General features: G+C 65.4%; 28 protein-coding genes and 2 riboswitches. Of the genes, 10 read left to right on the top strand and 18 right to left on the bottom strand.

Going from position 1 to position 24,580, the window contains the following annotated elements; translation table 11 throughout:
- Positions 1-46 precede the first annotated feature (46 nt).
- From gcvPB to MTR66_RS04655, 13 genes are all read right to left on the bottom strand, one after another.
- Positions 47-1,600, bottom strand: a complete 1,554-nt coding sequence (gene gcvPB, locus MTR66_RS04715) for an aminomethyl-transferring glycine dehydrogenase subunit GcvPB (protein ID WP_243918336.1) — start codon at positions 1,598-1,600, stop codon at positions 47-49.
- A complete protein-coding gene (gcvPA, locus tag MTR66_RS04710; RefSeq protein WP_243918335.1) occupies positions 1,597-2,967 on the bottom strand; it encodes an aminomethyl-transferring glycine dehydrogenase subunit GcvPA in 1,371 nt (456 codons plus the stop codon). The genes gcvPB and gcvPA overlap by 4 nt, the downstream gene beginning before the upstream one ends.
- Positions 2,968-3,028: 61 nt before the next feature.
- Positions 3,029-3,400 (bottom strand): glycine cleavage system protein GcvH, encoded by a 372-nt coding sequence (gene gcvH / locus MTR66_RS04705; RefSeq protein ID WP_243918334.1) that lies wholly within the window; start codon positions 3,398-3,400, stop codon positions 3,029-3,031.
- Positions 3,401-3,412: 12 nt separating this feature from the next.
- Positions 3,413-4,552 (bottom strand): glycine cleavage system aminomethyltransferase GcvT, encoded by a 1,140-nt coding sequence (gene gcvT / locus MTR66_RS04700; protein WP_243918333.1) that lies wholly within the window; start codon positions 4,550-4,552, stop codon positions 3,413-3,415.
- Between the two features lie 35 nt (positions 4,553-4,587).
- Positions 4,588-4,721, bottom strand: a riboswitch (glycine riboswitch).
- Between the two features lies 1 nt (position 4,722).
- Positions 4,723-4,827: riboswitch (glycine riboswitch) on the bottom strand.
- A 63-nt stretch (positions 4,828-4,890) separates the two neighbouring features.
- A complete protein-coding gene (locus MTR66_RS04695; RefSeq protein ID WP_243918962.1) occupies positions 4,891-5,574 on the bottom strand; it encodes an NAD(P)H-binding protein in 684 nt (227 codons plus the stop codon).
- Positions 5,575-5,588: 14 nt separating this feature from the next.
- Positions 5,589-6,749 (bottom strand): deoxyguanosinetriphosphate triphosphohydrolase, encoded by a 1,161-nt coding sequence (locus MTR66_RS04690; RefSeq protein ID WP_243918332.1) that lies wholly within the window; start codon positions 6,747-6,749, stop codon positions 5,589-5,591.
- A gap of 44 nt (positions 6,750-6,793) precedes the next feature.
- Positions 6,794-7,111 carry a hypothetical protein gene (locus MTR66_RS04685; RefSeq protein ID WP_243918331.1) on the bottom strand — a complete coding sequence of 106 codons (318 nt, stop codon included), beginning with the start codon at positions 7,109-7,111 and terminating at the stop codon, positions 6,794-6,796.
- A 13-nt stretch (positions 7,112-7,124) separates the two neighbouring features.
- Complete coding sequence (locus MTR66_RS04680) at positions 7,125-8,555, bottom strand: NAD(P)(+) transhydrogenase (Re/Si-specific) subunit beta (protein WP_243918330.1); 1,431 nt, start codon at positions 8,553-8,555, stop codon at positions 7,125-7,127.
- Positions 8,555-8,857 carry an NAD(P) transhydrogenase subunit alpha part 2 gene (locus MTR66_RS04675; RefSeq protein ID WP_243918328.1) on the bottom strand — a complete coding sequence of 101 codons (303 nt, stop codon included), beginning with the start codon at positions 8,855-8,857 and terminating at the stop codon, positions 8,555-8,557. Before MTR66_RS04675 ends, MTR66_RS04680 begins: the two co-directional genes overlap by 1 nt.
- The gene (locus MTR66_RS04670) at positions 8,857-9,234 is read right to left on the bottom strand and encodes an endonuclease domain-containing protein (RefSeq protein ID WP_327194479.1); all 378 of its coding nucleotides are present in this window, start codon (positions 9,232-9,234) and stop codon (positions 8,857-8,859) included. The genes MTR66_RS04675 and MTR66_RS04670 overlap by 1 nt, the downstream gene beginning before the upstream one ends.
- An 89-nt stretch (positions 9,235-9,323) precedes the next feature.
- On the bottom strand, positions 9,324-10,463 hold the full coding sequence (locus MTR66_RS04665) for an NAD(P) transhydrogenase subunit alpha (RefSeq protein WP_243918324.1): 1,140 nt from the start codon (positions 10,461-10,463) through the stop codon (positions 9,324-9,326).
- A 15-nt stretch (positions 10,464-10,478) separates the two neighbouring features.
- Complete coding sequence (locus MTR66_RS04660; RefSeq protein ID WP_243918323.1) at positions 10,479-10,613, bottom strand: aa3-type cytochrome c oxidase subunit IV; 135 nt, start codon at positions 10,611-10,613, stop codon at positions 10,479-10,481.
- 31 nt (positions 10,614-10,644) lie between these two features.
- Complete coding sequence (locus tag MTR66_RS04655) at positions 10,645-10,815, bottom strand: hypothetical protein (RefSeq protein WP_243918322.1); 171 nt, start codon at positions 10,813-10,815, stop codon at positions 10,645-10,647.
- Here MTR66_RS04655 and MTR66_RS04650 point away from each other — a divergent pair.
- From MTR66_RS04650 to MTR66_RS04640, 3 genes are all read left to right on the top strand, one after another.
- Complete coding sequence (locus tag MTR66_RS04650; protein WP_243918321.1) at positions 10,798-12,222, top strand: sigma-54-dependent transcriptional regulator; 1,425 nt, start codon at positions 10,798-10,800, stop codon at positions 12,220-12,222. The two genes, MTR66_RS04655 and MTR66_RS04650, sit on opposite strands and share 18 nt — an antisense overlap.
- Positions 12,223-12,258: 36 nt before the next feature.
- A complete protein-coding gene (locus MTR66_RS04645) occupies positions 12,259-12,723 on the top strand; it encodes a nuclear transport factor 2 family protein (RefSeq protein WP_243918320.1) in 465 nt (154 codons plus the stop codon).
- A 176-nt stretch (positions 12,724-12,899) separates the two neighbouring features.
- Positions 12,900-13,679, top strand: coding sequence for an SDR family oxidoreductase (locus tag MTR66_RS04640; protein ID WP_243918319.1), 780 nt, complete (start codon positions 12,900-12,902; stop codon positions 13,677-13,679).
- Positions 13,680-13,751: 72 nt separating this feature from the next.
- On the opposite strand, the gene MTR66_RS04635 is transcribed toward MTR66_RS04640, so the two are convergent.
- The 4 genes from MTR66_RS04635 to MTR66_RS04620 form a co-directional block, all read right to left on the bottom strand.
- On the bottom strand, positions 13,752-14,108 hold the full coding sequence (locus MTR66_RS04635) for a hypothetical protein (protein ID WP_243918318.1): 357 nt from the start codon (positions 14,106-14,108) through the stop codon (positions 13,752-13,754).
- A 233-nt stretch (positions 14,109-14,341) separates the two neighbouring features.
- A complete protein-coding gene (folP, locus tag MTR66_RS04630; RefSeq protein WP_243918317.1) occupies positions 14,342-15,454 on the bottom strand; it encodes a dihydropteroate synthase in 1,113 nt (370 codons plus the stop codon).
- A 170-nt stretch (positions 15,455-15,624) separates the two neighbouring features.
- Positions 15,625-16,758, bottom strand: coding sequence for a site-specific DNA-methyltransferase (locus tag MTR66_RS04625; RefSeq protein ID WP_327194478.1), 1,134 nt, complete (start codon positions 16,756-16,758; stop codon positions 15,625-15,627).
- Positions 16,759-17,306: 548 nt separating this feature from the next.
- The gene (locus tag MTR66_RS04620; RefSeq protein ID WP_243918316.1) at positions 17,307-17,942 is read right to left on the bottom strand and encodes a ribonuclease HII; all 636 of its coding nucleotides are present in this window, start codon (positions 17,940-17,942) and stop codon (positions 17,307-17,309) included.
- Between MTR66_RS04620 and MTR66_RS04615 the strand changes: the two genes are divergently transcribed.
- The 6 genes from MTR66_RS04615 (at position 17,941) to MTR66_RS04590 (ending at position 23,041) form a co-directional block, all read left to right on the top strand.
- Complete coding sequence (locus tag MTR66_RS04615; RefSeq protein ID WP_243918315.1) at positions 17,941-19,110, top strand: PQQ-dependent sugar dehydrogenase; 1,170 nt, start codon at positions 17,941-17,943, stop codon at positions 19,108-19,110. The two genes, MTR66_RS04620 and MTR66_RS04615, sit on opposite strands and share 2 nt — an antisense overlap.
- Positions 19,111-19,148: 38 nt before the next feature.
- Positions 19,149-19,667: a GNAT family N-acetyltransferase gene (locus MTR66_RS04610; RefSeq protein ID WP_243918314.1), complete on the top strand. Its 519-nt coding sequence runs from the start codon at positions 19,149-19,151 to the stop codon at positions 19,665-19,667.
- 304 nt (positions 19,668-19,971) lie between these two features.
- A complete protein-coding gene (locus MTR66_RS04605; RefSeq protein WP_243918959.1) occupies positions 19,972-20,517 on the top strand; it encodes a DUF1285 domain-containing protein in 546 nt (181 codons plus the stop codon).
- Positions 20,514-21,122 carry a CoA pyrophosphatase gene (locus MTR66_RS04600; protein ID WP_243918313.1) on the top strand — a complete coding sequence of 203 codons (609 nt, stop codon included), beginning with the start codon at positions 20,514-20,516 and terminating at the stop codon, positions 21,120-21,122. The genes MTR66_RS04605 and MTR66_RS04600 overlap by 4 nt, the downstream gene beginning before the upstream one ends.
- Before the next feature lie 144 nt (positions 21,123-21,266).
- Complete coding sequence (locus MTR66_RS04595; RefSeq protein ID WP_268740301.1) at positions 21,267-22,412, top strand: CCA tRNA nucleotidyltransferase; 1,146 nt, start codon at positions 21,267-21,269, stop codon at positions 22,410-22,412.
- Positions 22,409-23,041, top strand: a complete 633-nt coding sequence (locus MTR66_RS04590) for a retropepsin-like aspartic protease family protein (protein WP_243918310.1) — start codon at positions 22,409-22,411, stop codon at positions 23,039-23,041. The genes MTR66_RS04595 and MTR66_RS04590 overlap by 4 nt, the downstream gene beginning before the upstream one ends.
- 80 nt (positions 23,042-23,121) lie before the next feature.
- On the opposite strand, the gene MTR66_RS04585 is transcribed toward MTR66_RS04590, so the two are convergent.
- A complete protein-coding gene (locus MTR66_RS04585) occupies positions 23,122-23,595 on the bottom strand; it encodes a hypothetical protein (RefSeq protein WP_243918309.1) in 474 nt (157 codons plus the stop codon).
- 154 nt (positions 23,596-23,749) lie between these two features.
- On the opposite strand from MTR66_RS04585, the gene MTR66_RS04580 reads away from it, so the two are divergent.
- Positions 23,750-24,397, top strand: a complete 648-nt coding sequence (locus MTR66_RS04580) for a retropepsin-like aspartic protease family protein (RefSeq protein WP_243918308.1) — start codon at positions 23,750-23,752, stop codon at positions 24,395-24,397.
- The last annotated feature ends 183 nt before the right edge of the window (positions 24,398-24,580 follow it).

Here is a 24,580-nt window from a genome sequence, read left to right as displayed (position 1 = left end):
ACGCTCCACCCTTTCCTGATTTAGACCAGGGCGGACCTTAGCGGCGTCACCCCTGCCAGACCAGCACCGGCTTGCGCGCGGCCTGCGTTTCATCGAGCCGGCGGCGCGGCGCGAAGTGCGGCGCGGAGTGCAGGCTCTGGTCGCCCGCCTTGGCCCGCTCGGCGAGCGAGCGCAGGCTGGCGATGAAACGGTCGAGCCCGGCCTTGCTTTCGGTCTCGGTCGGCTCGATCAGCATCGCGCCTTTCACCACCAGCGGGAAATAGACCGTCATCGGGTGGAAACCCTCGTCGATCAGGCCCTTGGCGATATCGAGCGTGGAGAAGCCCTCGGCCAGCCCGGCCTCGCTGAACAGCGCCTCGTGCATGCACGGGCCGCTCTTGGCGAACGGTGCGGGCAGCACGTCCTCGCAGGTGCGCAGCACATAGTTGGCGTTGAGCACCGCGTCCTCGGCCACCTGACGCAGACCATCGGCGCCGTGGCTGAGGATATAGGTCAGCGCACGGGTGAACATGCCCATCTGGCCGTGGAACGCGACCATGCGGCCGAACGCCTGGCTGTGCCCCTCGCCCCGGTTCTCTTCCTCGACGAGGTGGATGCCGCCATCGGCGCCGCGCGTCACGAAGGGCAGCGGCGCGAACGGCGCCAGCGCTGCGGAGAGCACCACCGGCCCGGCACCCGGTCCGCCGCCGCCGTGCGGGGTGGAGAAGGTCTTGTGCAGGTTGATGTGCATGGCATCGACGCCCAGATCGCCCGGGCGCACTTTGCCAACAATCGCGTTGAAGTTCGCGCCGTCGCAATAGACGTAGCCGCCCGCCGCGTGGACGGCATCGGCAATCGTCTTCAGCTCGGATTCGAACAGGCCGCAGGTGTTGGGGTTGGTGATCATCACCCCGGCCACGTTCGGGCCCAGCTTCTCCTTGAGCGCGGCGACATCGACGCGGCCGTCCGGCGTCGCCGGGATCGACTGCACCTTGAAGCCCGCGAAAGCCGCCGTCGCCGGGTTGGTGCCGTGGGCGCTTTCGGGCACCAGCACCACGTCGCGCGTCTCGCCGCGCGCATCGAGCGCGGCGCGGATGCACAGCAGACCGCACAATTCGCCGTGTGCACCCGCCTTGGGGCTCATCGCCACCGAGGCCATGCCGGTGAGCGCGATCAGCCAGTCGGCGAGCTGCTCGATCACTTCGAGCGCACCCTGCACCGTGGTCTGCGGCTGCATCGGGTGCACGTCGGCAAAGCCGGGCAGGCGCGCCACGGTCTCGTTGAGGCGCGGGTTGTGCTTCATCGTGCACGATCCCAGCGGGAACGGCCCGAGATCGATCGCATAGTTCTGCCGCGAGAGGCGCGTGTAATGGCGCACCGCTTCGGGTTCGGTGAGGCCCGGCAGGTCCGGCGCGGACTTGCGCAGGAACTTCGACAAGCCGCTGGCGGGCGCACGGTCCACCGCTTCGAAATCGACGCCGCACTTGTCCTTCGCGCCAAGCTCGAAGATCAGCGCCTCTTCCAGCATCAGGCCATAGTCGCCGCTGGCCGTCTGCGGCACCGCGCTTTCGCCTGTCTCGCCCATCGTGGGCTTCCAGCCCCCTGCATTCACCGCGTTCATGCCGGTACTCCCACCAGAAGGGCTTCCAATTCGGTTGCGAAAGCCTCGATGTCCTCAAGGCTCGTGGTCTCGGTCGCCGTCACCAGCAGCGCCTTGTCCAGCCCTTCTGCGGCCGGGAACAGGCGGCTCAGTGAAACCCCGCCGAGAATCTCGCGCTCGGCCAGCTCGCGCACCACATCGCGCGCATCGCGCGGCAGGATCAGCGTCGCCTCGTTGAAATAGGCGTGGTTCAGCAGTTCGACGCCCGGAATGCGGGTCAGCCGCTCGACCATGGCCTGCGCCCGGGCGTGATTGACACCGGCAAGCTGCGCCAGCCCTTCCCCGCCCAGCAGGGTCAGGTGAATGCTGAAAGCCAGCGCGCAAAGCCCTGAATTGGTGCAGATATTGCTAGTCGCCTTCTCGCGGCGGATGTGCTGTTCGCGGGTGGAGAGCGTGAGCACGAAACCGCGCTTGCCCTCGGCATCGACAGTCTGGCCGCACAGGCGTCCCGGCATCTGCCGCACGAACTTCTCGCGGCAGCCGAGCAGGCCGAGGTAAGGCCCGCCGAACTGCAGGCCGACGCCCAGCGACTGCCCCTCACCCACGACGATGTCCGCGCCCAGCGTGCCCGGCGCCTCGATCAGGCCCAGCGCCACCGGCTCGGTGACGACCGCGACCAGCAGCGCCCCCTTGGCATGGGCGGCCTCTGCAATCGCGGCGAGATCGGGGATGCGGCCCAGCACATCGGGATACTGGACGACCACGCACGAGGTCGCCTCGTCGATCGCGCCGATCACCGCCGCATCGTCGGGCTCCGCCGTCAGGCCGGTGGCGAGCGAGTGGATCTCGTCGCCTGTGAACTTCGCCATCGTGCGCACCACTTCGCCGTAGTGCGGGTGCAGCCCGCCCGAGAGCACGGCCTTGCCCTTGCGGGTCACGCGCGCGGCCATCAGGATCGCTTCCCAGCACGCCGTCGAACCGTCGTACATCGAGGCATTGGCGATATCGGTGCCCAGCAGCCGCGCCACTTGCGTCTGGAACTCGAAGAGCACTTGCAGCGTGCCTTGCGCGATTTCGGGCTGATAGGGCGTGTAGGCGGTCAGGAACTCGCCGCGCTGGATCAAGTGATCGACCGAAGCCGGCACATGGTGGCGATAGGCCCCTGCCCCGAGGAAGAACGGCGCCGAACCGGCGGAGAGGTTCTTGGCCGCCAGTTTGGTCATGTGCCGTTCGACCGCCATTTCGCTGGCGTGCATCGGCAAGCCCTCGATCGGGCCGGAAAGCCGGGCTTCTTCGGGCACGTCGGCGAACAGGTCATCGACACTGGCGGCGCCGATCGTGCCGAGCATCTCGGCGCGGTCGGCGGGGGTCAGGGGCAGATAGCGCATGAAATGGTATCCCTCATTCGCTTGTTCAAAATCCTCCCCGGCTCGGGGAGGGGGATCGGGATCACAGGCTTTCGACGTACGTCTTGTAAGCGGCCTCATCCATCAGGCTGCCCAGCTCGGACGCGTCGGACAGCGTGATGCGGTACAGCCAGCCGCCCACTTCGGCGTCGGTGTTCACCAGTTCCGGCTCGTCCGCGAGCGCCTCGTTCACTTCGGTGATCGTGCCCGAAGCGGGGGTGTAGATGTCCGATGCGGCCTTCACAGAATCGACGACCGAAACGGAATCGCCCTTAGCGACAGTGGCGCCGGTTTCGGGCAGGTCCACGAACGTGATGTCGCCAAGCTGGCCCTGCGCATAGTCGGTAATGCCGACCGTGCCGAGGCCGCCTTCGACTTCGATCCACTCATGGTCTTCGGTAAAATAGCGGGTCATGGGTGCTGCTCCTCAGCGATGATAGCGGTGGGGGACAAAAGGCATGGGCGCGGCCTTCGCGGGAAGGCGTTTGCCACGCATCTCGATTTCAAGCGCGGTGCCGTCCGCAGTATGGGCGGCATCGACATAGGCCATGGCGATGGGGTGCTGCAGCGAGGGCGAGAAGCCGCCCGACGTCACCACGCCCACTTCCTCATCGCCCACGAAAACTTTCGCGCCTTCACGCGCGGCCATGCGGCCTTCCAGCGTCAGGCCGATGCGCTGACGGGCCGTGCCCTTCACCAGCGCGTTCAGTATGTGCGCGGCGCCGGGGAAGCCGCCTTCGCTGCGGCGGCGCTTGTTGATGCCGAACACCAGACCGGCGCTGACGGGATCGGCCTCCGGCGTCATGTCATGGCCGTAAAGCGGCAGGCCCGCCTCAAGGCGCAGGCTGTCGCGCGCGCCAAGGCCGATCGGCTTCACTTCGGGCTCGCCGCACAGCAGCTCGGCTACGGCAGCGGCGCTTTCACCGGGGATCGAAATCTCGAAACCGTCCTCGCCGGTATAGCCCGAACGGCTGATCCAGGCCTCGACACCGCCCAGCTCAAACTTGCCGCCGCGCATGAAAGTCAGCGCGGACAGCGGATAGTCGCCCGAAACATGGCGCTCCAGCGCGGCAAAGGCCTCGGGCCCCTGCAGCGCCAGCAGCGCGCGCTCGTCGAGATGGTTGAGCACGATTTCATCCGGCAGGCATTCGCGCATGTGGGCGATATCGTCCCACTTGGTCGCACCATTGACGACGAGATAGAGCCCGCCCGGCCAGCGCGAAACCATGAGATCGTCCAGAATGCCCCCGGTCTCGTTCAGCAGCAGCGAATAGCGCACGGCGCCCAGCTTCAGCGTCGAAAGATCGATCGGCAGCAGCGCTTCCACCGCCGCTTCCAGCCCTTCGCCCGAGAGCATGACCTGCCCCATATGGCTGACATCGAACAACCCGGCATGCTCGCGGGTCCAAAGATGCTCGGCCATGATCCCCTCATACTGAACGGGCATCATGTAACCGGCGAACTCGACCATGCGGCCGCCCTTTTCCCGATGCCAGGCATCGAGCGGCAGGAGCATGGGGGCGAGGTCTTCGGTCTGGTTGTCGTCGTTGACTGGGTATTCGCTCAAAACAGAACTCCGCGACAGGGCATGGCACACCATTCGGTGCCCCCTCTGTCACGGAAACCTGAGAGCTTCCCTCGCGGTGTCCCGGCCGGAATCATCCAGGACAGGACAGGCGAAGTTACACCGTCGGCGGCCCGGCCCGAAAGCCAAGGCTCTTTCCAGAGTTTCGCTATAGGCCCTGCGCGGTCCTTTTGCCTGAGAGATTCCGGGGCGGTTGCTCCTTCGGCGCCTCTTTGACCGGTTGCCCGAATCAGCGAGGTCTCTCCCGCGTGTGCCAGCGATAGGGAAGCCTTGCTGGAGCGGCGCGGGCGAGTCAACGCTCCATCCGCTGCACTGCGGCATTAATCCCCGGAGCGGCGAATGGCCCGCAGCATCGAATCGTGATCGTGCACGAAGCGCCCGCGCGGCTTTTCCTTCGCCAGCGCCAGCACCGCGCAGGCCAGCTTGCGCGCGGTAATGGAACGGTAGCGGCGGTACTTGCCGTGCAGCACCGTCCAGTCCGCCAGCGGTGCCAGAACCTGCGCCCAGGCCTCCAGCGGCCGCCGCTCCTCCCGGTGCCCGCGCAGCAGCCCGGGCTGGAGAATGTCGAGACGGCGAAAACCGAGTTTCGACAGCGCCTGCTCCATTTCCCCTTTCACGGAGAGGTAGAAGTTACGGCTGGCCCGTGCCGCGCCCACCGACGAGACGACGACCATGTGCTCGATCCCCGCGGCCCGCGCTGCCTCGGCGCTGAAGCGCACAAGGTCGTGATCGATGGCACGGAAGGCTTCCTCGCTGCCTGCGTCCCTGATCGTGGTTCCCAGCGCGCAGACCATCACATCGGCTTGCGCAGCCGCAATCAGTTGCGGCCAATCGATGGGTTCGCCCACCAGCATTTCCATGCGCGCGCCGGGCGGCATCGCCGCCTCGCGCCGGGCCACGGCGACGAGGCGCACATCCTCGCGGCCCACCGCTTCGGCCATCAGCGCACTGCCGACCAGCCCCGTCGCGCCAACGAGGCAAATGCGAACACCACCCGGCTGCATGCTATCCGGCACGCTCAGACATTGCTGAGCCCCTCCGGCGTCCGGCCGTAGATCTGTTCGTGGCAGGAAATTGCGAACCGGTCGGTCATCCCGGCGATATAGTCGGCGATGTGGCGGCTGCGCTCGGGCTCGTAGCGCGGCATCGTATCGATCCAGCTTTCTTCCATCAGCACCGTTTCCTGCGAATAGGCGGAATAGAGTTCCGCCAGCACGGCACGGGCGCGGCGCGCAGTTTCAAGCTGTTCGGGATGGTAATAGAGCTTGTCGTACATGAAGCGCTTGAAGGCGCGTTCACCCTCCGCCACTTCCGGCGAGAAGGCGACCAGCGGACGCCCCGCCGCGCGCACTTCCTCCACGCTGCCCACGCCCGCCAGGTTCGCTTGGGTCTGGGCCACGAGATCGTTGACCATCACGCCGATCTGCGTGCGGATCAGCTCGGCCAATTGCCGGTCACGCGGGACGCCGGGATAGCGCCGCTCCACCTCGGCCCACTGGCCAGCTACGAAGGGATGCGCCAGCAGTTCGTCGAGATCCAGAAAGCCCGCGCGCAGTCCATCGTCGATATCGTGATTGTCATAAGCGATATCGTCCGAAAGCGCGGCCACTTGCGCTTCCAGCGAGGCATGGGTGTTCAGTTCCAGCCCATAGGCGGCGTCGAGTTCGGATAGGGCCCAGTTGGGTTCGAGCACAGGCCCGTTGTGCTTTGCCAGCCCTTCGAGCGTTTCCCACGTCAGGTTGAGCCCGTCATGCTCGCAATAAGGGCTGTCGAGCCGCATCAGCGTGCGCAGGGTGTGGGCGTTGTGGTCGAAACCGCCTGCCTTGTGCAGCGCCGCGTCGAGCGCGTCCTCGCCTGCATGGCCGAAGGGCGGGTGGCCGATATCGTGTGCCAGCGCCAGCGCTTCGGTCAGGTCTTCGTCAAGCCCGAGGATGCGGGCGATCACGCGCGCGATCTGCGCCACTTCCAGACTGTGCGTAAGCCGCACGCGGTAGTGATCGCCATCGGGCGCGATGAAAACCTGCGTCTTGTAACGCAGGCGGCGGAAAGCGATCGAATGGATGATCCGGTCGCGGTCGCGCTGATAGGCGCTGCGCGGTCCGCGCGCGACGGCGTTTTCCATGGCGAATTCACGCCCGCGCGAACGGGCCGGATCGGATGCGTAGGGAGCCAGTGTCAAAACCTGTGTCTTTCCCGCGTTCGGCGTTGTGGGAACAGCGACCCCTAGCGGGCAAGACCGGTAGAGCACAAGACCGCGGACGACGAGGCGACGATCGCAACGTCCGGATCGTCCATCCGCCCGGCCGCCTCCCGCAGCCCGCGCAGCGTGCGGGCCTCACGGGCGAGAGCGCCCAGCTTGAGCAGTTGCGGCGTGCTCAACCGGCGCGACATGCGCCCGGCAATGCAACCCGCGACGCTCTCTCGCACGCCCGCCTCCACCATGGCGCCGCGCAGCCGGTACTCGGCATAGGCGGGCACGGCCAGGCGCCAGCCCAGGAACAGAATGCCCGCCAGAACGGCAAGCCCAGCCAGCCATTTCATTGTAGTGCGACTCTCAATCGGTCAGGGACTTGTTGATCTCTTCCACCATCTTCTTGGCATCGGAGAGGAGCATCATCGTCTGATCCATATAGAACACGTCGTTGTCGACACCGGCATAGCCCTGCCCGCCCATCGAACGCTTGATGAAGAAGATGGTCTTGGCCTTGTCCACATCGAACACCGGCATGCCATAGATCGGCGAGGTCTTGTCCGTCCGGGCGGCCGGGTTCACCACGTCGTTGGCGCCGATGATGAAAGCGACGTCGGCCTGCGCGAACTCGCTGTTGATGTCTTCCAGTTCGAAGACTTCGTCATAAGGCACGCTGGCTTCAGCCAGCAGCACGTTCATATGCCCGGGCATGCGGCCGGCGACCGGGTGGATCGCATACTTCACATTGACGCCATGCTCCTTGAGCAGGTCGCTCATTTCACGCAGCGCGTGCTGGGCCTGCGCCACGGCCATGCCGTAACCGGGGATGATGATGACGTTCTCGGCCTCTTTCATCAGGAACGCGGCATCTTCCGAAGACCCGCGCTTCCACGGGCGCTGCTCGCGCGCCTCGCCGCCGCCCGCGCTGCCTGCATCGGCCCCGAAACCGCCCGCGATCACCGAGATGAAACTGCGGTTCATCGCCTTGCACATGATGTAGCTGAGGATCGCGCCCGACGAGCCGACCAGCGCCCCGGTCACGATCATCGCCGTATTGTGCAGCGTGAAACCCATCGCCGCCGCCGCCCAGCCCGAGTAGGAGTTCAGCATCGAGACCACGACCGGCATGTCCGCCCCGCCAATCGGGATGATCAGCAGGAAGCCGATGGCAAAGCTGAGCGCCACGATCGCCCAGAACAGCGGGCTCTCGCCCGGCCCGGCATGTGCGGCTACGGCAAACATCGCCGTCAGCGCGAGGATCAGCACCAGCGTGCCAAGGTTGATCACATGCCGCGCAGGCAGCAGGATCGGCGAGCCCGACATATTGCCGTTGAGCTTGGCAAAAGCGATGACCGATCCCGAGAACGTGATCGCGCCGATGGCCGCCCCGAGCGCCATCTCGACACGGCTGACATTGAGGATGTTGCCGTCCGCCCCGAGAATGCCGAACGCGTCCGGATTAAGAAACGCCGCGACCGCCACCAGCACGGCGGCAAGCCCCACCAGCGAGTGGAATGCCGCAACAAGCTGGGGCATCGCCGTCATCTGGATACGGCGGGCGATCACGAAACCGATACCACCGCCAATCGCGATAGCCCCCATGATCTCCGGCAGGCTGGCGATCTCGTGGGTGATCAGCGTCGTCACCACCGCAATCGCCATGCCGAACATGCCGTAGCGATTGCCCGCCCGGCTGGTCGCCGGAGACGACAGCCCGCGCAGCGCCAGAATGAAGCAGACGCCCGCAACGAGATAGGCGACAGCGACCCAGGGATTGACCGCGTGCGCTTCCATCACTTGCCCCCCTTCGCGCCGGGCTTGTCCTTCTTCTTGTACATCGCCAGCATCCGCTCGGTAACGGCGAAGCCGCCGAAGATGTTGACGCTCGCCAGCACCACCGCGCCGAGCCCCAGCCACTTGGCCAGCGGCGAACCCGCCGCCGCACTGGCGATCAGCGCCCCCACCACGATCACCGAGGAAATCGCATTGGTCACCGCCATCAGCGGCGTATGCAGCGCCGGTGTGACCGACCAGACAACGTAATAGCCCACGAAACAGGCCAGCACGAAAATCGACAGGATCGAAACAAAGTCCACTACATGTCCTCCCCGGCACGGGGAGGGGGACCGTCCGCAGGACGGTGGAGGGGACTCGCGGCCCGCACGACGATAGCCGTGGCAGTGTCTTCGCTATCAGCCAGCACGCGCCTGGCCGATATCCTCAATACCCTGAACCCGTTTTCCTCAATGAAACGAATGCGCTCCTCGTCTCGCGCTGGGCGATTGCCCATATCATGCGTAATGCCATCGACTTCCACAACGAGCTTTGCACTCAGGCAGCAGAAATCGGCAATGTACGGACCGATGGGATGCTGGCGGCGGAATTTGAAGCCGCCCGGGCGCTGGCGAAGGTGCTGCCAGAGCGCGAACTCCGGTTTGGTCATGGCCTTGCGCAGTTCTCGGGCGCGTTTCACGGCCGGGCGTGGTGTAAAACGGGAATCCCCTCCACCGCGCTGCGCGCGGTCCCCCTCCCCGTGCCGGGGAGGATTGGGAGACGCCGCCATCACCCCAGCAGCCTCGCATTCACGACCTTGCCGCCCTGCGTCAGCCGCACCGCATCGCCGATTTCTTCATCCAGTACCGGCTTGCCCTGCTCCTTGTCCCAGAAGGCCGAGAGGAAATTGAACAGGTTGCGCGCATAGAGCGCCGAAGTATCCGCAGGCAGGTGCGCGGGAGTGTTCGAAAAGCCCATGATCTTCACGCCATGCCTTTCGACCACCTGATCCGCCACGCAGCCCTCGACATTGCCGCCTTGCGGTGCGGCCAGATCAAAGATCACGCTGCCGGGCTTCATCGTCGCGATCTGCGCGTCTGAAATCAGGCGCGGTGCCGCGCGGCCAGGGATCAGCGCGGTGGTGATGACGATGTCCTGCTTGGCGATGTGGCTGGAAACCAGTTCGGCCTGCGCTTTCTGATATTCCTCGCTCATTTCGGTGGCATAGCCGCCCGAACCCTCGCCCTCGATCCCGGCGACATTCTCGACGAAGATGGGCTTGGCGCCCAGCGACTGGATCTGCTCTTTGGTGGCCGAGCGCACGTCCGTCGCGGAGACTTGCGCCCCCAGACGGCGCGCGGTGGCGATCGCCTGCAGCCCGGCGACGCCCACACCCATGACGAAACACTTGGCCGCGCTCACCGTGCCTGCGGCCGTCATCATCATCGGGAAAGCGCGGCCATAAGTATCGGCCGCTGCGATCACTGCCTTGTACCCGGCAAGGTTTGACTGGCTGGACAGCACGTCCATCGATTGCGCGCGGGTGATGCGCGGCATGAATTCCATCGCCAGCGCTTCCAGCCCCGCCGCCGCGTAAGCATCGACGCGCTCGCGCTGCCCGAAAGGATCGAGCGTCGCCACCACCCAGGCGCCCGGCTTAACGCCGCTCAGCAGCGCCGGATCGGGGCCCTGCACGCCGAAGACGATATCCGCCCCCGCCAGCAAGGCCTCCGCAGTGCCCAGATCGGCCCCGGCGGCGCGATAGTCTTCGTCCGATATGCTGGCGCTCAGGCCAGCCCCGCTCTCGACGGAAACCGCTGCGCCCAGCGCGACCAGCTTCTTCACCGTTTCCGGCGTAGCCGAGACGCGCGTCTCTCCCGAAGCGCGTTCCTTGAGGACCGCGATCCGTTGACCCTGCGGTTCCGTCAAGTCAGGAAACTCCCATCAGGAGGTGATCAAGCCAATGACAATCGCGACAATCACCACGACAATGCCCGTGCCCCAGGTCGCGGCCTTGATGAAACCATTGTAGGTTTCCTGTGCGGCCTTGATGTCGTTGCCCGAAGTCATGAACTGCATTCCCCTCTGAGTTCCAATTTCAACCCCTGCTCTAGCCGGGGCCGCGCGTGCGCTCAAGTGCGAAGCCATCCATAACGGAAACTGCGAAAGCCGCGAACGGCAATTCACGCTTAATCCCGTCTTTACCCGTTTGACCTATGCCGAAAGCCCAACTTTCGAAGAAGGCTGACAGCGCGGCAATATAATGGCGGATCTGGATCAACGCCTTCTCATGCTCATCGACGACGAGCCGGCCCAGAGCCGTCTTATCTCCGCGCTCGCCTCACGCGAGGGCTGGCGCACACTGATCGTGCGCGATGCGGAAACCGCGATTGCCACGCTCGGCACGCGCCAGGGCATGCAGCTTTCCGCAATCATCCTCGATCAATGGGTGCCCGGCGAAGATGCCTGCGCCCTCATATCCGAACTGAAATCGCGCCGCCCGGCGCTGCCGATCCTGATGCTCACCACCAGCACTTCGCCGCTGCTGGCCGTGGAAGCGATGCGCGCGGGCGCGACCGATTATCTCGTGAAGCCCGTGGCGCCGGACCGGCTGATGCACGCCCTGCGCTCGGCCACCACGCGCGAAACGCCGAGCGACGAACTCGCCCCTCTGACCGAGAAGATGCCGTCCAACCCCGACTTCGAATCGATGATCGGGGCCTCGCCGAATTTCCGCAAGGCTCTCGCCGTCGCGGCGAAGGCGGCGCGCGGGCACAGCCCGGTGCTGATCGAGGGCGAAAGCGGCACCGGCAAGGAAATGCTGATCCGCTCGATGCACGCGGCCAGCCCACGCGCAAAGCTGCCGCTGCGGATCGTCAATATCAGCGGCCTTCCCGCCAATTCGATCGAATCGGTGCTGTTCGGCCACGAAAAGGGCGCTTTCCCGGGTGCGTTCGACCGTCAGGCCGGTGCCTTGCAGCACTGCGACGGCGCCACTCTGGCGCTCGACGAGATCGACCGCCTGCCGCTGTCCGTGCAGGAGCGCCTGCTCGAATCCATCCAGAAAAGCGACGTCCGCCCGATCGGCGCGCCCTACTCGTTCCGCATCGATGTGCGGCTGATCGCGGCCAGCAACTTGCCCTTGCCGGATCTCGTCGCGGGCGGGCACTTCCTGCCGGACCTTTACGATGCGATTTCGGCCACCAAAGTGCTGCTTCCGCCCTTGCGCGAACGCACTGGCGACATCCCCGCCCTCACCCGCTTCTTCCTCGCCCGCATCGGCGAGCAGCCGGGCCTGCGCGAGCTGGGCATCACCGATGGAGCGCTGTCCCTGCTGGCCGCCTATGACTGGCCCGGCAACGTGCGCCAGTTGCAGGCCGTGCTGTTCCGCGCCGCCGTGTTCTGCGACGGCGATGCCCTGACCTCGGAAGACTTTCCACAGCTTCTCAACATCCTGGGCACTGGCCCATCCACAGTGGCCAGCAACCCCAGGCAGGAAAGCTCGGGCGTGATGCTCTACACCGCCGATGGCCACTTGCGCCCGCTGGAAGAGATCGAGGCGGACGTTATCCGCCTCGCCATCGGCCTCTATCGCGGGCGCATGACCGAAGTGGCCCGGCGCCTCGGCATCGGCCGCTCGACGCTCTACCGCAAGCTGTCCGAACTCGGGATCGACAACGCCGCCTGAGCCGTCCACTCTCCTGCGCAAAGGGAGAGGACGGACATGGACACTTGCGAGCGGCTCGCCGCCATCGAGGATATCAAGCAATTGAAAGCCCGCTACTGGCGCGGCGTGGACAATGGCGATGCAGCGCTGGTCCGTTCGATCCTCGCGGAGGATTGCGTGCTGGACTACAGGGGCTGCTGCACCGATCCCGTCTCCGGCATCGACCACATGCCCGCCATGAATCTCGTGCTGGAAGGCCGCGATAACTGGCCCGATACCGCCGAGCCCATCGGGCCGAAGATCGTCACTGTCCATCAAGGCAACGATCCCGACATCGTGATCGAAAGCGAAAGCAGCGCCCATGGCATCTGGTGCTTCACCGACCGCTTCTTCCTGCCGCCCGGCGGCCCCTTCGAACGGCTGACCGGCTGGGGCCGCTACCACGAGACATACGAGAACAGGGGCGGCGGCTGGAAGCTGAAGACCACGCGGATCGAACGGCTGCGGGTTGAGACGGCCTGAGTTTCCTCCGCCACTTTGCCATCGACAAGCCAATCCCGTTCCGCGATAAATGGCAGTCCTATTTCAAGGAGTTCCCCCGTTGGTCCAGTGACACCGCCCCGGCGGACAGACACGTTTTATAGCGGCCCGCACCAGCACGCGTGCGCCGTTCCGGCCAACATGTTCAAGGAATTCCCATGCCCCGTCTCAACGGCAAGATCTGCCTTATCACTGGTGCTGCGCGCGGTATCGGCCGCGCGATCGGCTCCGCCTTTCATGCCGAAGGCGCCCAGGTCATCCTGACCGATATCGATATTCCTGCCGGTGAAGCCGCCGCGCAGGCCATCGGCTGCCGCTTCCTCCCGCTCGACGTGCGCGAGGAAGCGCAGTGGGCCACGCTGGAAAGCGCCGTTCCGCAGCTCGACGTTCTCGTCAACAATGCCGGGATCACCGGCTTCGAGACCGCCCTGCGGCCGCACGATCCCGAGCACGCCAGCCTTGAGGACTGGCGCGCGGTTCATGCCACCAATCTCGACGGCACCTTTCTGGGCTGCCGTTTCGCGATCCGGGCGATGAAAAGCCAGGGCACCGGCTCGATCATCAATATCTCCTCGCGCTCCGGCCTTGTCGGCATTCCCGGGGCTGCGGCCTATGCTTCGTCCAAAGCGGCGATCCGCAACCATTCGAAGTCCGTTGCGCTCTATTGCGCGCAGCAGGGCTGGGCCATCCGCTGCAACTCGATCCACCCGGCGGCGGTGCTCACCGAAATCTGGGAGCCAATGCTGGGAGACGGCCCGGACCGGGCGGAGCGGATGGCGGCTCTGGTGGCAGACACCCCGCTCAAACGCTTTGCCATGCCGGAGGAAGTCGCAGCCATCGCGCTGATGCTCGCCTCTGATGAGGCGGCTTACGTTACGGGTTCGGAATTCAATGTAGATGGCGGGCTGCTTGCAGGCTCGGCCGCTGCACCGGGATAAAGGGCCGGGGCAACGCACCCCGGCCCCATAAAAAACGGCGGCTGCGAAAATCGCAGCCGCCGCCCGCGGGGATCAGTTTTCGAAATAGACTTCGGGAACGCGGTATCCCTTTTTGCGCATCGCCTTCACATAGCCGGAGCGGTTGTCCTTCAACTCGTGGGCATATTCGCCCCAGGCATCGCGCGCATCCTCAACATCCGTGGCGCGCTTGAGATCGCTGGCCAGTTCCTTGCGGCTCTCGGTCACGTTGATGCGATAATCGAACCACTTGGCATTTCTGACCCCGCCAATCGGAGAGTGGATGATGCGCGCCTCTTCCTGATGGGCAAGCGTCTCTTCGTACATCATCGGCACGGCGGCCATCGCGACGGTTGCGGGAACGGCCAGTGCGGCAACAGCGGCAGTCCGGAAAATGGTCATCTGCTTCATGGGTTCATCCCCTTTCCTTGGTAACGTCAGGCCCGATTGCCTGCGCTTGGAAGGAGGAACGATCCGCCGCGCGTTTTTCGTCAGCCCAAGCGGCGGGCAGTGACCCATCCGAGACCGTTTGAGCCTGTGGCAGCCTTTGTGATGTCTGGCGCACACAAGCGAAACAGGCCGTTAATTTGGCAGAAATCTGCGGTTTATCTGCGGTACAGGTTTCGCGGGAGGCAGCCCGCCCTTCAGAGCACCAGTTGCCCGAAGTCCGTCAGCCCCGCATCGCGCAGGCCTCGCCAGACGCGGGCGGCCTGCACGGTTTCGGGCACGTCGTGCACGCGAAGGATATGCGCGCCGGCCTCCATCGCCCTCACCGCCAGCATGATCGAGCCGCCGAGCCGCTGGTGTGCCTGTGCCTCGTTTGAAAGCGCGCCGATCATGCGCTTGCGGCTCGCGCCCACCAGCAGCGGCTGGCCCAGCGCATGGAACAGCGGCAACGCGTTCATCAGCGCGAGGTTCTCGGCCAGCGTCTTGCCGAAGCCGATGCCCGGATCGAGCACGATCTTCTCGCGCGCGATACCTGCCGCCATCGCCTCGTCCCGCCGCCGGGCCAGCCAGTCGAACACGTCGAGCACGACATCGGCATACGTGCCGTTCGAATGGAGATCGTCCGCCTTGCCCGGCGCGTGCATCAGCACCACCGGCGCCCCGCTCGCGGCAGCCAGTTCCTCGCTGCGCGGATCGTAGCGCAGGGCCGAAACGTCGTTGATGATATGCCCGCCCGCGTTCAGGCTCGCTTCCATCACTGCCGGGCGGCGCGTGTCGATGCTGATCGCCGCGCCCATCGCCGCCAGCCGTTCGACCATCGGCACGACGCGCTTGATCTCATCGCCTTCCCAGACGGCCCCGGCGCCGGGACGCGTGGATTCCCCGCCGACATCGATGATCGCCGCGCCCGCTTCCAGCATCGCGGCGGCATGATCCCCGGCGACTTGCGGATCGTCGAGGAACTGGCCGCCATCGGAAAAACTGTCCGGCGTCATGTTGAGAATACCCATGACCTGCGGCTGCTCCAGCCGGATCGTGCGCGCGCCGCATTGCAAAGGCGCATGGACTTTGGCGAGGTCAGCCCACTGCGCTTCGGCCTCCGGCGCCAGATCGGCTGCCAGCCCTTCCAGCACGGCAGGCATTTCCGCCGCCCCGTAGCGGCCGCGCGAGACGACCTTGCCCCCCTCGCGCACGATCACGGCAAAGCGGCTGGCCCAGACCATGCTGCCGCCGAGGCGGACGGCCTCCCCCTCCTCGCTTTGCGGGCTTTCGGCAAGGGCGATGGGGCGGATGTAGAGCGATCGGGTCATGCCCCCGCCTTAGGATGGATCATGAAAAGGCGCAAAGGCGCGAAGACGGATTGGCATGGCCTTCCGCAGCGGTTCGTCCAGTTCCCCCCCGGCACCGGACGCCCTCTTCGCGCCTTTGCACACTCCCCCAACTCTGACTGCGAAGTGATGGCACCCCGCAAGTGTCCCGATCAGGGTTCGGTTGCGAGCAGGTAAAGCTGACGGATATCGTCGAGCGGCTTCACTTTGCCCTCATGCTCCAGATGCCAGAAGGTCCAGCCATTGCACGACGGCGCGCCTTGCAGCTTGGCGCCCACGCCGTGAATGGAGCCATTTTCCGTGCCCGCCTCCAGCGAACCATCGGCCCGCACGGTGGCGACGAAGCGGCGCTTCTTGTCCATCAGCTGCGTGCCCGGCGCGATCCAGCCGGTTTCGATCAGGGTGCCGAAAGCCACGCGGGGCGCGGTGCGCTTGGACTGCATGGTCTTGAGCGCGGATTCGTCCAGCTCCAGCGCCATCTCGATGCGTTCCATCGCCGCTTCGCGGTAATTGCCTTCGCGCTCGCAGCCGATCCAGTCGCGCCCCAGACGCTTGGCCACAGCGCCGGTGGTGCCGGTGCCGAAGAACGGATCGAGCACGACATCGCCCTTGTTGGTGGTCGCCAGCATCACCCGGTAAAGCAGCGCTTCGGGCTTCTGCGTCGGGTGGACCTTGTGCCCGCCCTTCTTGAGCCGTTCCTGCCCGGCGCAGATCGGCAGCACCCAGTCCGAGCGCATCTGCAACTCGTCATTCAGCGTCTTCATCGCGCGGTAGTTGAAAGTGTACTTCGACTTCTCGCCCATCGAGGCCCATATCAGCGTCTCGTGCGCGTTGGTGAAGCGCGTGCCCTTGAAATTGGGCATCGGGTTCGCCTTGCGCCAGACGATGTCGTTGAGGATCCAGAACCCCATGTCCTGCATGATCGCGCCGAGGCGGAAGATGTTGTGGTACGATCCGATCACCCAGAGCGAGCCTTCCGGCTTCAGCACGCGGCGCGCCTCGCGCAGCCAGTCGCGGGTGAACTGGTCGTAAGCGGCGAAGCTGGAGAACTTGTCCCAATCGTCGGTCACGGCATCGACATGGCTGCCGTCCGGCCGCGAAAGATCGCCCCCAAGCTGGAGGTTATAGGGCGGATCGGCGAAGACCATATCCACCGAGGCATCGGGAATCTGCCGCATCGCCTCAATGCAGTCGCCCGGAATGATCTGCCCGATCGGCAGCAGCTCCTTTGGCGTGGGAGCCGGCGCGCGCGCGCGAATCCGTTCCTTGACGAGTACCTGGCCCATGAATGCTCCGCTGAAGGTGTTTCGAATATCTGTGGATTGCCCCCATGGTGAGTCTTTGCGGACTCTACGTCAAGTCGCGACTCGTCGGGAATCCTGCGAGTCGCGGCAGGTCTGGTGCGGAACAAAACGAATCCAGCACAAGATATCGAGTCAGGCGCGCAATGGGCGACTCAATATCTGGTGGCTGTATCCTGTGGGACTCAGGGGAAAAATTTATCGCTACGCGGCTAAGCGGGAGGCCGACCCGACCGCCACTCAGACGCCTTCCGGAGTGAGACCGCCTTGGGAACAAACCTTCGCCATTGCGAGCGTAGCGAAGCAATCCAGAGCAGTGCCACTACGCTCTGGATTGCCGCGGCCCTTCGGGCCTCGCAATGACGATCAAGGGTGAAACGATCGCACCCTAGGTGCTGTCTGCATTCAGTTCAGGGTGAGTCGAAAATGGTGATTTGGCGCGATCCGGAGCGCAGCGTACTTTCTGTACGTGAGCACCGGAAGCGCACCAAAGCGCCATTTGCAGACCGCCATGGGCTGAATGCAGACAGCACCTAAAGCGGCATTTCCAGTTGCGCGACGGGCGCGAAGCTGCGCCGGTGATGCGAGGTCGGCCCGTGCTCGCGCAGCGCGGCGAGGTGTTCCGCCGTGCCGTACCCGGCGTTACGCTCCCACCCATAATGCGGATGCGCCTCGGCCAGTTCGCGCATCAGCCGGTCGCGATGCTCCTTGGCGATGATCGAGGCTGCCGAAATGCACGGCTCGATCGCATCGCCGCCCACGATCGCCCGCGCCTTCCAGCGCCAGTCCGCCGTGCGCCCTTGCGGCGTGAGGTTACCGTCCACCAGCACTTCACCCGGCTCTCCGCTGAGTTGCCCGCATAGCGAGAGCACCGCGCGGGTCATGGCCAGCATCGTCGCGCCGAAGATATTGATCCGGTCGATCTCCGCGACATCGACGACGCCCACGGCCCAGGCGCAGCGGCGCTTGATCGTGCCTTCCAGATCGGCCCGGCGCGTTTTGGACAATTTCTTGGAATCGTCCAGCCCCGCCGGTCGGGGCTTGCACAGCACGACCGCTCCGGCCACAACCGGCCCTGCGAGCGGCCCGCGCCCGGCTTCGTCGACACCGATGACGAAGCCCGGAGCGAAGGGGCCGCCGGACCGGATTTCCAGTGTTGAGGCAGACATGAACGCGCGCATCCTCCTTCCCGCCGTATCGGCTCTCGGCCTGTTCACGGCAAGCTGCGGCGAGGCCGCGACCGGGGAAAAGCCAGCGGGCAGTTCCTCCCCCTTCCGCGTGGAAACCGTGGCCGGTTTCGACGAGCCCTGGGCCATGGCTTTCGACAAGGCCAGCGGCATTGCCCTTGTGACCGAAAAGAAAGGCCACTTGCGGATGCTGCTGCCCGGCGGGCGCAATGTCCTCGTCCCCGGCACGCCGGATGTCGATTACGGCGGACAAGGCGGCTTCGGCGATGTGATCTTCGCCCCGCAACCGGAGCGCAAGTCTGCAAAGAGCCTCGACGGACGCGTGATCTATCTGAGCTGGGCGGAGGCAGGCCATGGTAACACACGCGGCGCGGCCGTGGGGCGCGGCACGCTCATCTGCAAGAGCGAGACGGACTGCCGCCTCGACGGCCTCAAGGTCATCTGGCGCCAGCAGCCGAAAGTGACCGGGCGCGGCCACTATTCGCATCGGCTCGTTTTCTCGCCGGACGGGCGCTACCTCTTCGTCAGTTCGGGCGAGCGGCAGAAGCAGCAGCCCGCGCAGGACCTTTCGAACAATCTCGGCACGATCGTGCGCCTGCTGCCGGACGGCACGCCCGCGCCGGGCAATCCTTTCGCAGGCAAGCCCGCCCCCAGCAGCCAGATCTGGTCCTATGGCCACCGCAACGTGCTGGGCCTGGCCTTCGATCCCGAAGGGCGGCTGTGGGATCTGGAGCACGGGCCCGCAGGCGGGGACGAGCTCAATCTGGTCAAGCCGGGGCAGAACTACGGCTGGCCGCTGGTCTCCGACGGCGATCACTACAACGGCACGCCGATCCCGCGCCATTCCACCCGGCCGGATCTCGCCGCCCCCGCGATAAGCTGGAACCCGGTGATCGCACCGGGCGATTTCATCTTCTACACCGGCAGCCGGTTCCCGGACTGGAAAGGGCAGGCGCTGATCGCCTCGTTCTCTCTGCCCGGCCTCGTGCGCGTGCGCATCGACGGCGAGAAAGCCACCGAGGAAGCGCGCTATCGGTTGGACAACCGCATCCGCGAAATCGAGCAAGGCCCCGGCGGCGCGATCTGGCTTCTGGAAGACGGCCCGGCACCCGGCAGCGGCCATTTGCTGAAGCTCACCCCTGCGAATTGAATCGACAAACGCGCGCAGCGATCCTATCCGCGCGCGCCATGTCGCAAACCGCCACCATCATCCCGCTCGACAATGTCGATCCCGCCCTGATCGAGCAGTTGCTCGACTGCGCGTTCGAGCCCGAGCGACGCCAGCGCACCGCCTACAAGGTGCGCGAGGGGGTGGACTGGCTGCCCGCGCTGAGCTTCGCCGCGCTCGACGGAGACGAGATGCTGGTGGGCTCGATCCAGTGCTGGCCGGTCGCGCTCAACGATCCGGAAGGCCGCGCGCATCCGATGATCATGGTCGGCCCGGTCGCGGTCATGCCCGATCGTCAGGGCGAAGGGTACGGGCAGGCGCTGGTTTCGGCCAGCCTGTCCTGCATCGATTCCCGCGCGCCGCTGCCGCAGGTGATGATCGGCGATGCCGAATACTACGGCCGTTTCTGGGGCTTCACCAACGCCTATACCGGCGGCTGGGCCCTGCCCGGCCCGTTCGATCAGGCCCGCCTGCTGGTTCGCTGCGAGAACCCGGCGGTACTGCCTGAAAAGGGCACGCTCGGCCCCTGGGTGGGCTAGTTGCTGTCTGCATTCAGCCCATGGCGGCCTGCAAAGGGCGCTTTTGCGCGCTTCCGGTGCTCACGTACAGAAAGTACGCTGCGCTCCGGGTCGCGCAAAAACACCCTTTTCGACTCACCCTGAACTGAATGCAAACAGCACCTAACCCACTCAGCATTCGTCATTGCGAACCCGGCACCGCCGGGTGAAGCAATCCAGAGAGGTTCACGCGGCCTGCGGCCACTCGCAATGGCGATGGTCTCTGTCCCCGGGGCTTGTCGAACTGGACCTTGGCGCGGGGCACCCTATCTGGCATCGCGAAACGATGCCTTACGAACCGCCCCCGGAACTGGCCGCGCTCTCGCTGGCCGAAGCTGCTCAGCTGGTGGCCGCGCGCAAGCTGCCGCCGGTTTCGCAGTGGGCCCCCGAGGCTGAGGGTGACAGCGAGATGCGCATCACCGCGGACGGGCGCTGGTTCCATCAGGGCAGCGAGATCAGGCGCCCGGCGATGGTGCGCGCTTTCGCCTCGCTGCTGGTGCGCGATGAGGACGGACAGCACTGGCTGGTTACGCCCACGCAGAAGCTCTCCATCGCGGTGGACGATGCCGCCTTCATCGCCATCGATGTGAAACAGGATGGCGACGCGCTCGTGTTCAAGCTCAATAGCGACGATCTGGTGATTGCCGGGCCCGATCACCCGATCCGCGCCGAGGGCGATCCCGATACGCCCGCGATCTATGTGAGCGTGCGCCACGGCACGGAGGCCCGGCTCAACCGCAGCACTTATGCGCAGCTTGCCGAAATCGCACTGGAAAGCGGCGATCTTTCGGTGAGCAGTCAGGGGATGCGCTTCGCGCTGCAACCGGCATGACGGCGCTTTACGACCGGGTCGCCCGCCGCTTCGAGGCCGGGCACGCCAAGGCGCCGCCCGCCTTGTGGATCGATCCGCGCACGTGCGAGATGCAAAGCTTCAAGCCCGCCGCCGTGCTGATCGCCATGACCGAGCGCGCGCGGCCGGGAATGCTGCTGCTGCACCGCCCCTCGACGATGCGCGCCCATCCCGGCCAGATCGCCTTTCCCGGCGGCCGCATCGATCCCGGCGAAAACCCGGTGCAGGCCGCACTGCGCGAAGCCAACGAGGAACTCGGCATCGATCCCGCACAAGTGCGCGTCGTCGGCACCAGCGACCGCTACCGTACCGGCAGCGGCTACGAGATCACCCCCGTCCTCGGCGTGGTTCCGCCCGATCTGCCGATCCACCCGAACCCGGCCGAAGTGGCTCAGTGGTTCGAAGCGCCAGTCGATTTCGTGCTCGATCCCGCCAATCAGACCACGCGCACCATCGAATACGAAGACCGCCTGCATGACTTCGTGGAAATCACCTGGCCGGACGGCCGGCAGGACCACGTGATCTGGGGCGTCACCGGCGCGATCCTCTACAATCTCTCTCACAGGCTGGACTGGAATGCCGACTGAACGCCAAAATCCTTCCCCCGCTCACCCTGAGCTTGCCGAAGGGCCAGAGCCTGTCGAAGGACAGTCCAGCACCACGCCAGCACCCTTCGACAAGCTCAGGGTGAGCGGAGCTGCAAAGTGATACATAATCTCGACGCCCCCTGGATGCACCGCGAAGACATCGCCGCGCTCAACGCCGCGCTGGGCGAGGGACAAGCGCGCTTCGTCGGCGGCGCCGTGCGCGACACTCTGCTCGGCCAGCCGGTCAAGGACATCGACATGGCGACGCTGCTGCGGCCGGAGGAAGTGATCGCCCGCCTCGATGCCGCCGCTATCCGCAATGTGCCCACCGGTATCGATCACGGCACCGTCACCGCCGTGCTGCCCGGCGGTCCGGTGGAGATCACCACCTTGCGCCATGACGTCAGCACCGACGGCCGCCGCGCCACCGTCGCTTTCGCCAGCGACTGGCAGGAGGACGCGGCGCGGCGCGATTTCACGATCAATGCGCTCTATGCCGATCCGGCCACGGGCGAGATCTTCGATTACTTCGGCGGCCGCGCCGATCTGGACAAGCGCTGCGTGCGCTTCATCGGCGATGCCCGCCAGCGCATCCGCGAAGATCACTTGCGCATCCTGCGCTACTTCCGCTTTCAGGCACGGTTCGGGACCGGCCCCGTTGACGCGGAAGCGGAAAGCGCCTGTTCGGAGCTGGCCGCCTCGCTCAAGGGGCTTTCGCGCGAACGGGTGGGCATGGAGACCATGAACCTGCTCGGCCTGCCCGATCCGGCGCCGACCGTGCAGCGCATGGCCGATCTCGGCGTGCTCGCCGTGATCCTGCCCGAGGCCGATCCGCAGGCGCTTGCAGCGCTGATCGCCCACGAAAAAGCGCAAGGCGTGGCACCCGATCCGCTGCGCCGCCTTGCCGCCCTGCTGCCCGCCAATGTGCCGCTGGCCGAGCAGGTCGCCGCCCGCTTCCGCCTGTCCGGCGCGCAGAAGAAGCGGCTGGCGACGGCCGCGGCGCGCGAAGACCAGCCGGGCGATCCCCGCGCCCTCGCCTATCGCCTCGGCACGGACGGCGCGCTCGACCGGCTGCTGCTCGCGGGCGCGGACATCGCGCCGCTGGAAGACTGGACGATCCCCACCTTCCCGCTCAAGGGCGGCCAGATCGTCGCGCGCGGGGTCGGCGCCGGGCCCGAAGTCGCCCGCATCCTGCACCGGGTTAAAGACCGCTGGATTGCCGAGGGCTTCCCCGATGAAAGCCGCATCGCAGAACTGCTCGATGCGGAACTGGCAGGGCCTGCTGCATGAACCTGGGCGAACTGGGCAGCTTCCTCTACGCGCAGCCGCTGCTGGCGCTGACCATCGCCGCAATCCTGCTCGCGGTGCTGGCCGGAATGCTCTCCGCCAGCCGCCCCCAGCTCGGCCACGGCTTGCGGGGTGCGTCCTATCTCGGCCTTGCCGCGGCGGCGCTGCTGACCGTGGCGCAAGTGGCCGGGCACAACACCCGCTCCGAAGCCGCCTTCTGGCTCGACCGCACCCGCCCGGCCTCGGTCGAAGGCAATGAGACCGTGGTTTCGCAGCGCGTCGACGGGCATTTCTGGGTGGAAGCCCAGCTCAACGGCGTTCCGGTGGAATTCCTGGTCGATACCGGCGCGACGTACACCGGCGTCTCGCGCTCCACCGCCGAGCGCGCAGGCCTGCGCCCAGACGAGGGCGATGAAGGCATGGTGCTCGACACCGCCAACGGCCCGATCGTCGCCCGCAAGGCCACCGCCGGTTCGCTGCGCTTCGGCGGGATCGAGGCGAACAGCCTCATGATGGCCATTTCACCGGACACGGAAAGCGACGTCAACGTGATCGGCATGAACCTGCTCTCGCAGCTCAAAAGCTGGCGGGTGGAGGATAACAAGCTGATTCTTGTGCCGAAGGGGGCGTAGGTTTTCGGTAAGTTAGCGGTGGCGTGAGGAGCATCTCTCCGATCGCAGTTACGACTGAGCAAGCGGGCAATGCCCACCCCTTAAGGAAGCGGTGGAGTAGGACGAGCAGAAATAGCACGGCGGCTGGTCACAGACATCTCACCATTCGATAACCCGCCACGTGAACCACAATGGAATTGGCAGGTACCCTCGTCTTCCCAGCGAATCCTGTCTTGATCGCGCCAGATGTTGAGAGTGCATTCGCGCTCATCTGGCAACCATTCCGATCTGTCGCGATACACGAGTTTCTCACGCTCCACTTTAGCCACGCCATAGACGCTGCACGCATGACCATTGAAGAAGTTCAGTTCCATGCTGATCAACGCACTCTCGCGATCAAGCGGGAATATCTTGACTACATCAGTCGAATAATAGGTATCGCCCGAAATGTCTCCGTTTTTGAACTTGTGAGTGTATTGCCCAGCCAACTCTGTGAGCAGAGGGAGAGGTGCGGCAGTGGCCGCCATGATCAAAGTTGCTATGCCTACTAGCATGATGTTGCGCCGACTGAACATTGATAGATGTTGGCCGGGAATCCCAAAATCTGCAACGTCGGCGTGTTCAGGAAAGACTGCTTTAGGGTAGCAATCGCCGATAGCGCCCTATCCGCAGCTTGCCAAACCCACAACAGTCAGCCCCCGTCAAGCTGGCCCATGCTACAAGCCGCACATGGAGCTTTCCGAAATCACGTCCTACCTCGCCGCCCAGCCGCTGCTTGCGCTGGCGCTGGGAGGTATCTTCGTCAGCATCCTCGGCGGCATGATGCGTCGTGGGGTGCCGATTTTGGGCGGGTTCGTGCGCGGAGTGGGCAATCTTGGGCTGCTGGCCGCGCTGCTGCTTACCATCGCGCAAGTCACGCGCTTTACCACCGGCACCGATATCGCCCTGCCTCAGCTCGGGATGCCGCGCCAGAGCGTGGAGGGCCGCGAGACGCGCGTGCCGATGCAGCCGGACGGCCATTTCTGGATCCGCGCCCGCGTGAACGGTCTTGAGCGCGATTTTCTCGTCGATACCGGCGCGACGCTCACCGCCATATCCTCCGAAACCGCGCGCCATGCGGACTTGCGCGCCAATCCCCTGCGCCGCTCGGTGATGATGCGCACGGCCAATGGCACCATTCGGGCCGAGGTTGCGACAATCGACGAACTGCGCATGGGCAATATCGTCGCGCGCGAGCTCGATGCCGTGGTCGCGCCGGGGCTTGGCGATGCCAATGTCATCGGCATGAACCTGCTCTCCCGCCTCGCCAGCTGGCGGGTGGAGAACAATACGCTGATCCTCGTTCCCCACCATCCGCAGCCGGTGGATGAAGCATAGCGCGCGCCTTCCCCCCCTTGATGGGGGAAGGATACGGAGCCTTGGCGAACGCAGCGAGGCTAAGTGCGGTGGAAAGGAAGTTCGCATCACTATTCCTCGTCATCCCCGCGTAGGCGGGGATCCCGCTTTTGGCAGCACAGCGTAGGAAAAAGCAGCGGGGCCCCCGCCTACGCGGGGATGACG

Source organism: Novosphingobium beihaiense (assembly GCF_022832375.1).
In the GTDB taxonomy this organism is placed as follows: Bacteria; Pseudomonadota; Alphaproteobacteria; order Sphingomonadales; family Sphingomonadaceae; genus Novosphingobium; species Novosphingobium beihaiensis.
This window is presented reverse-complemented; position numbering and strand designations above follow the sequence as displayed.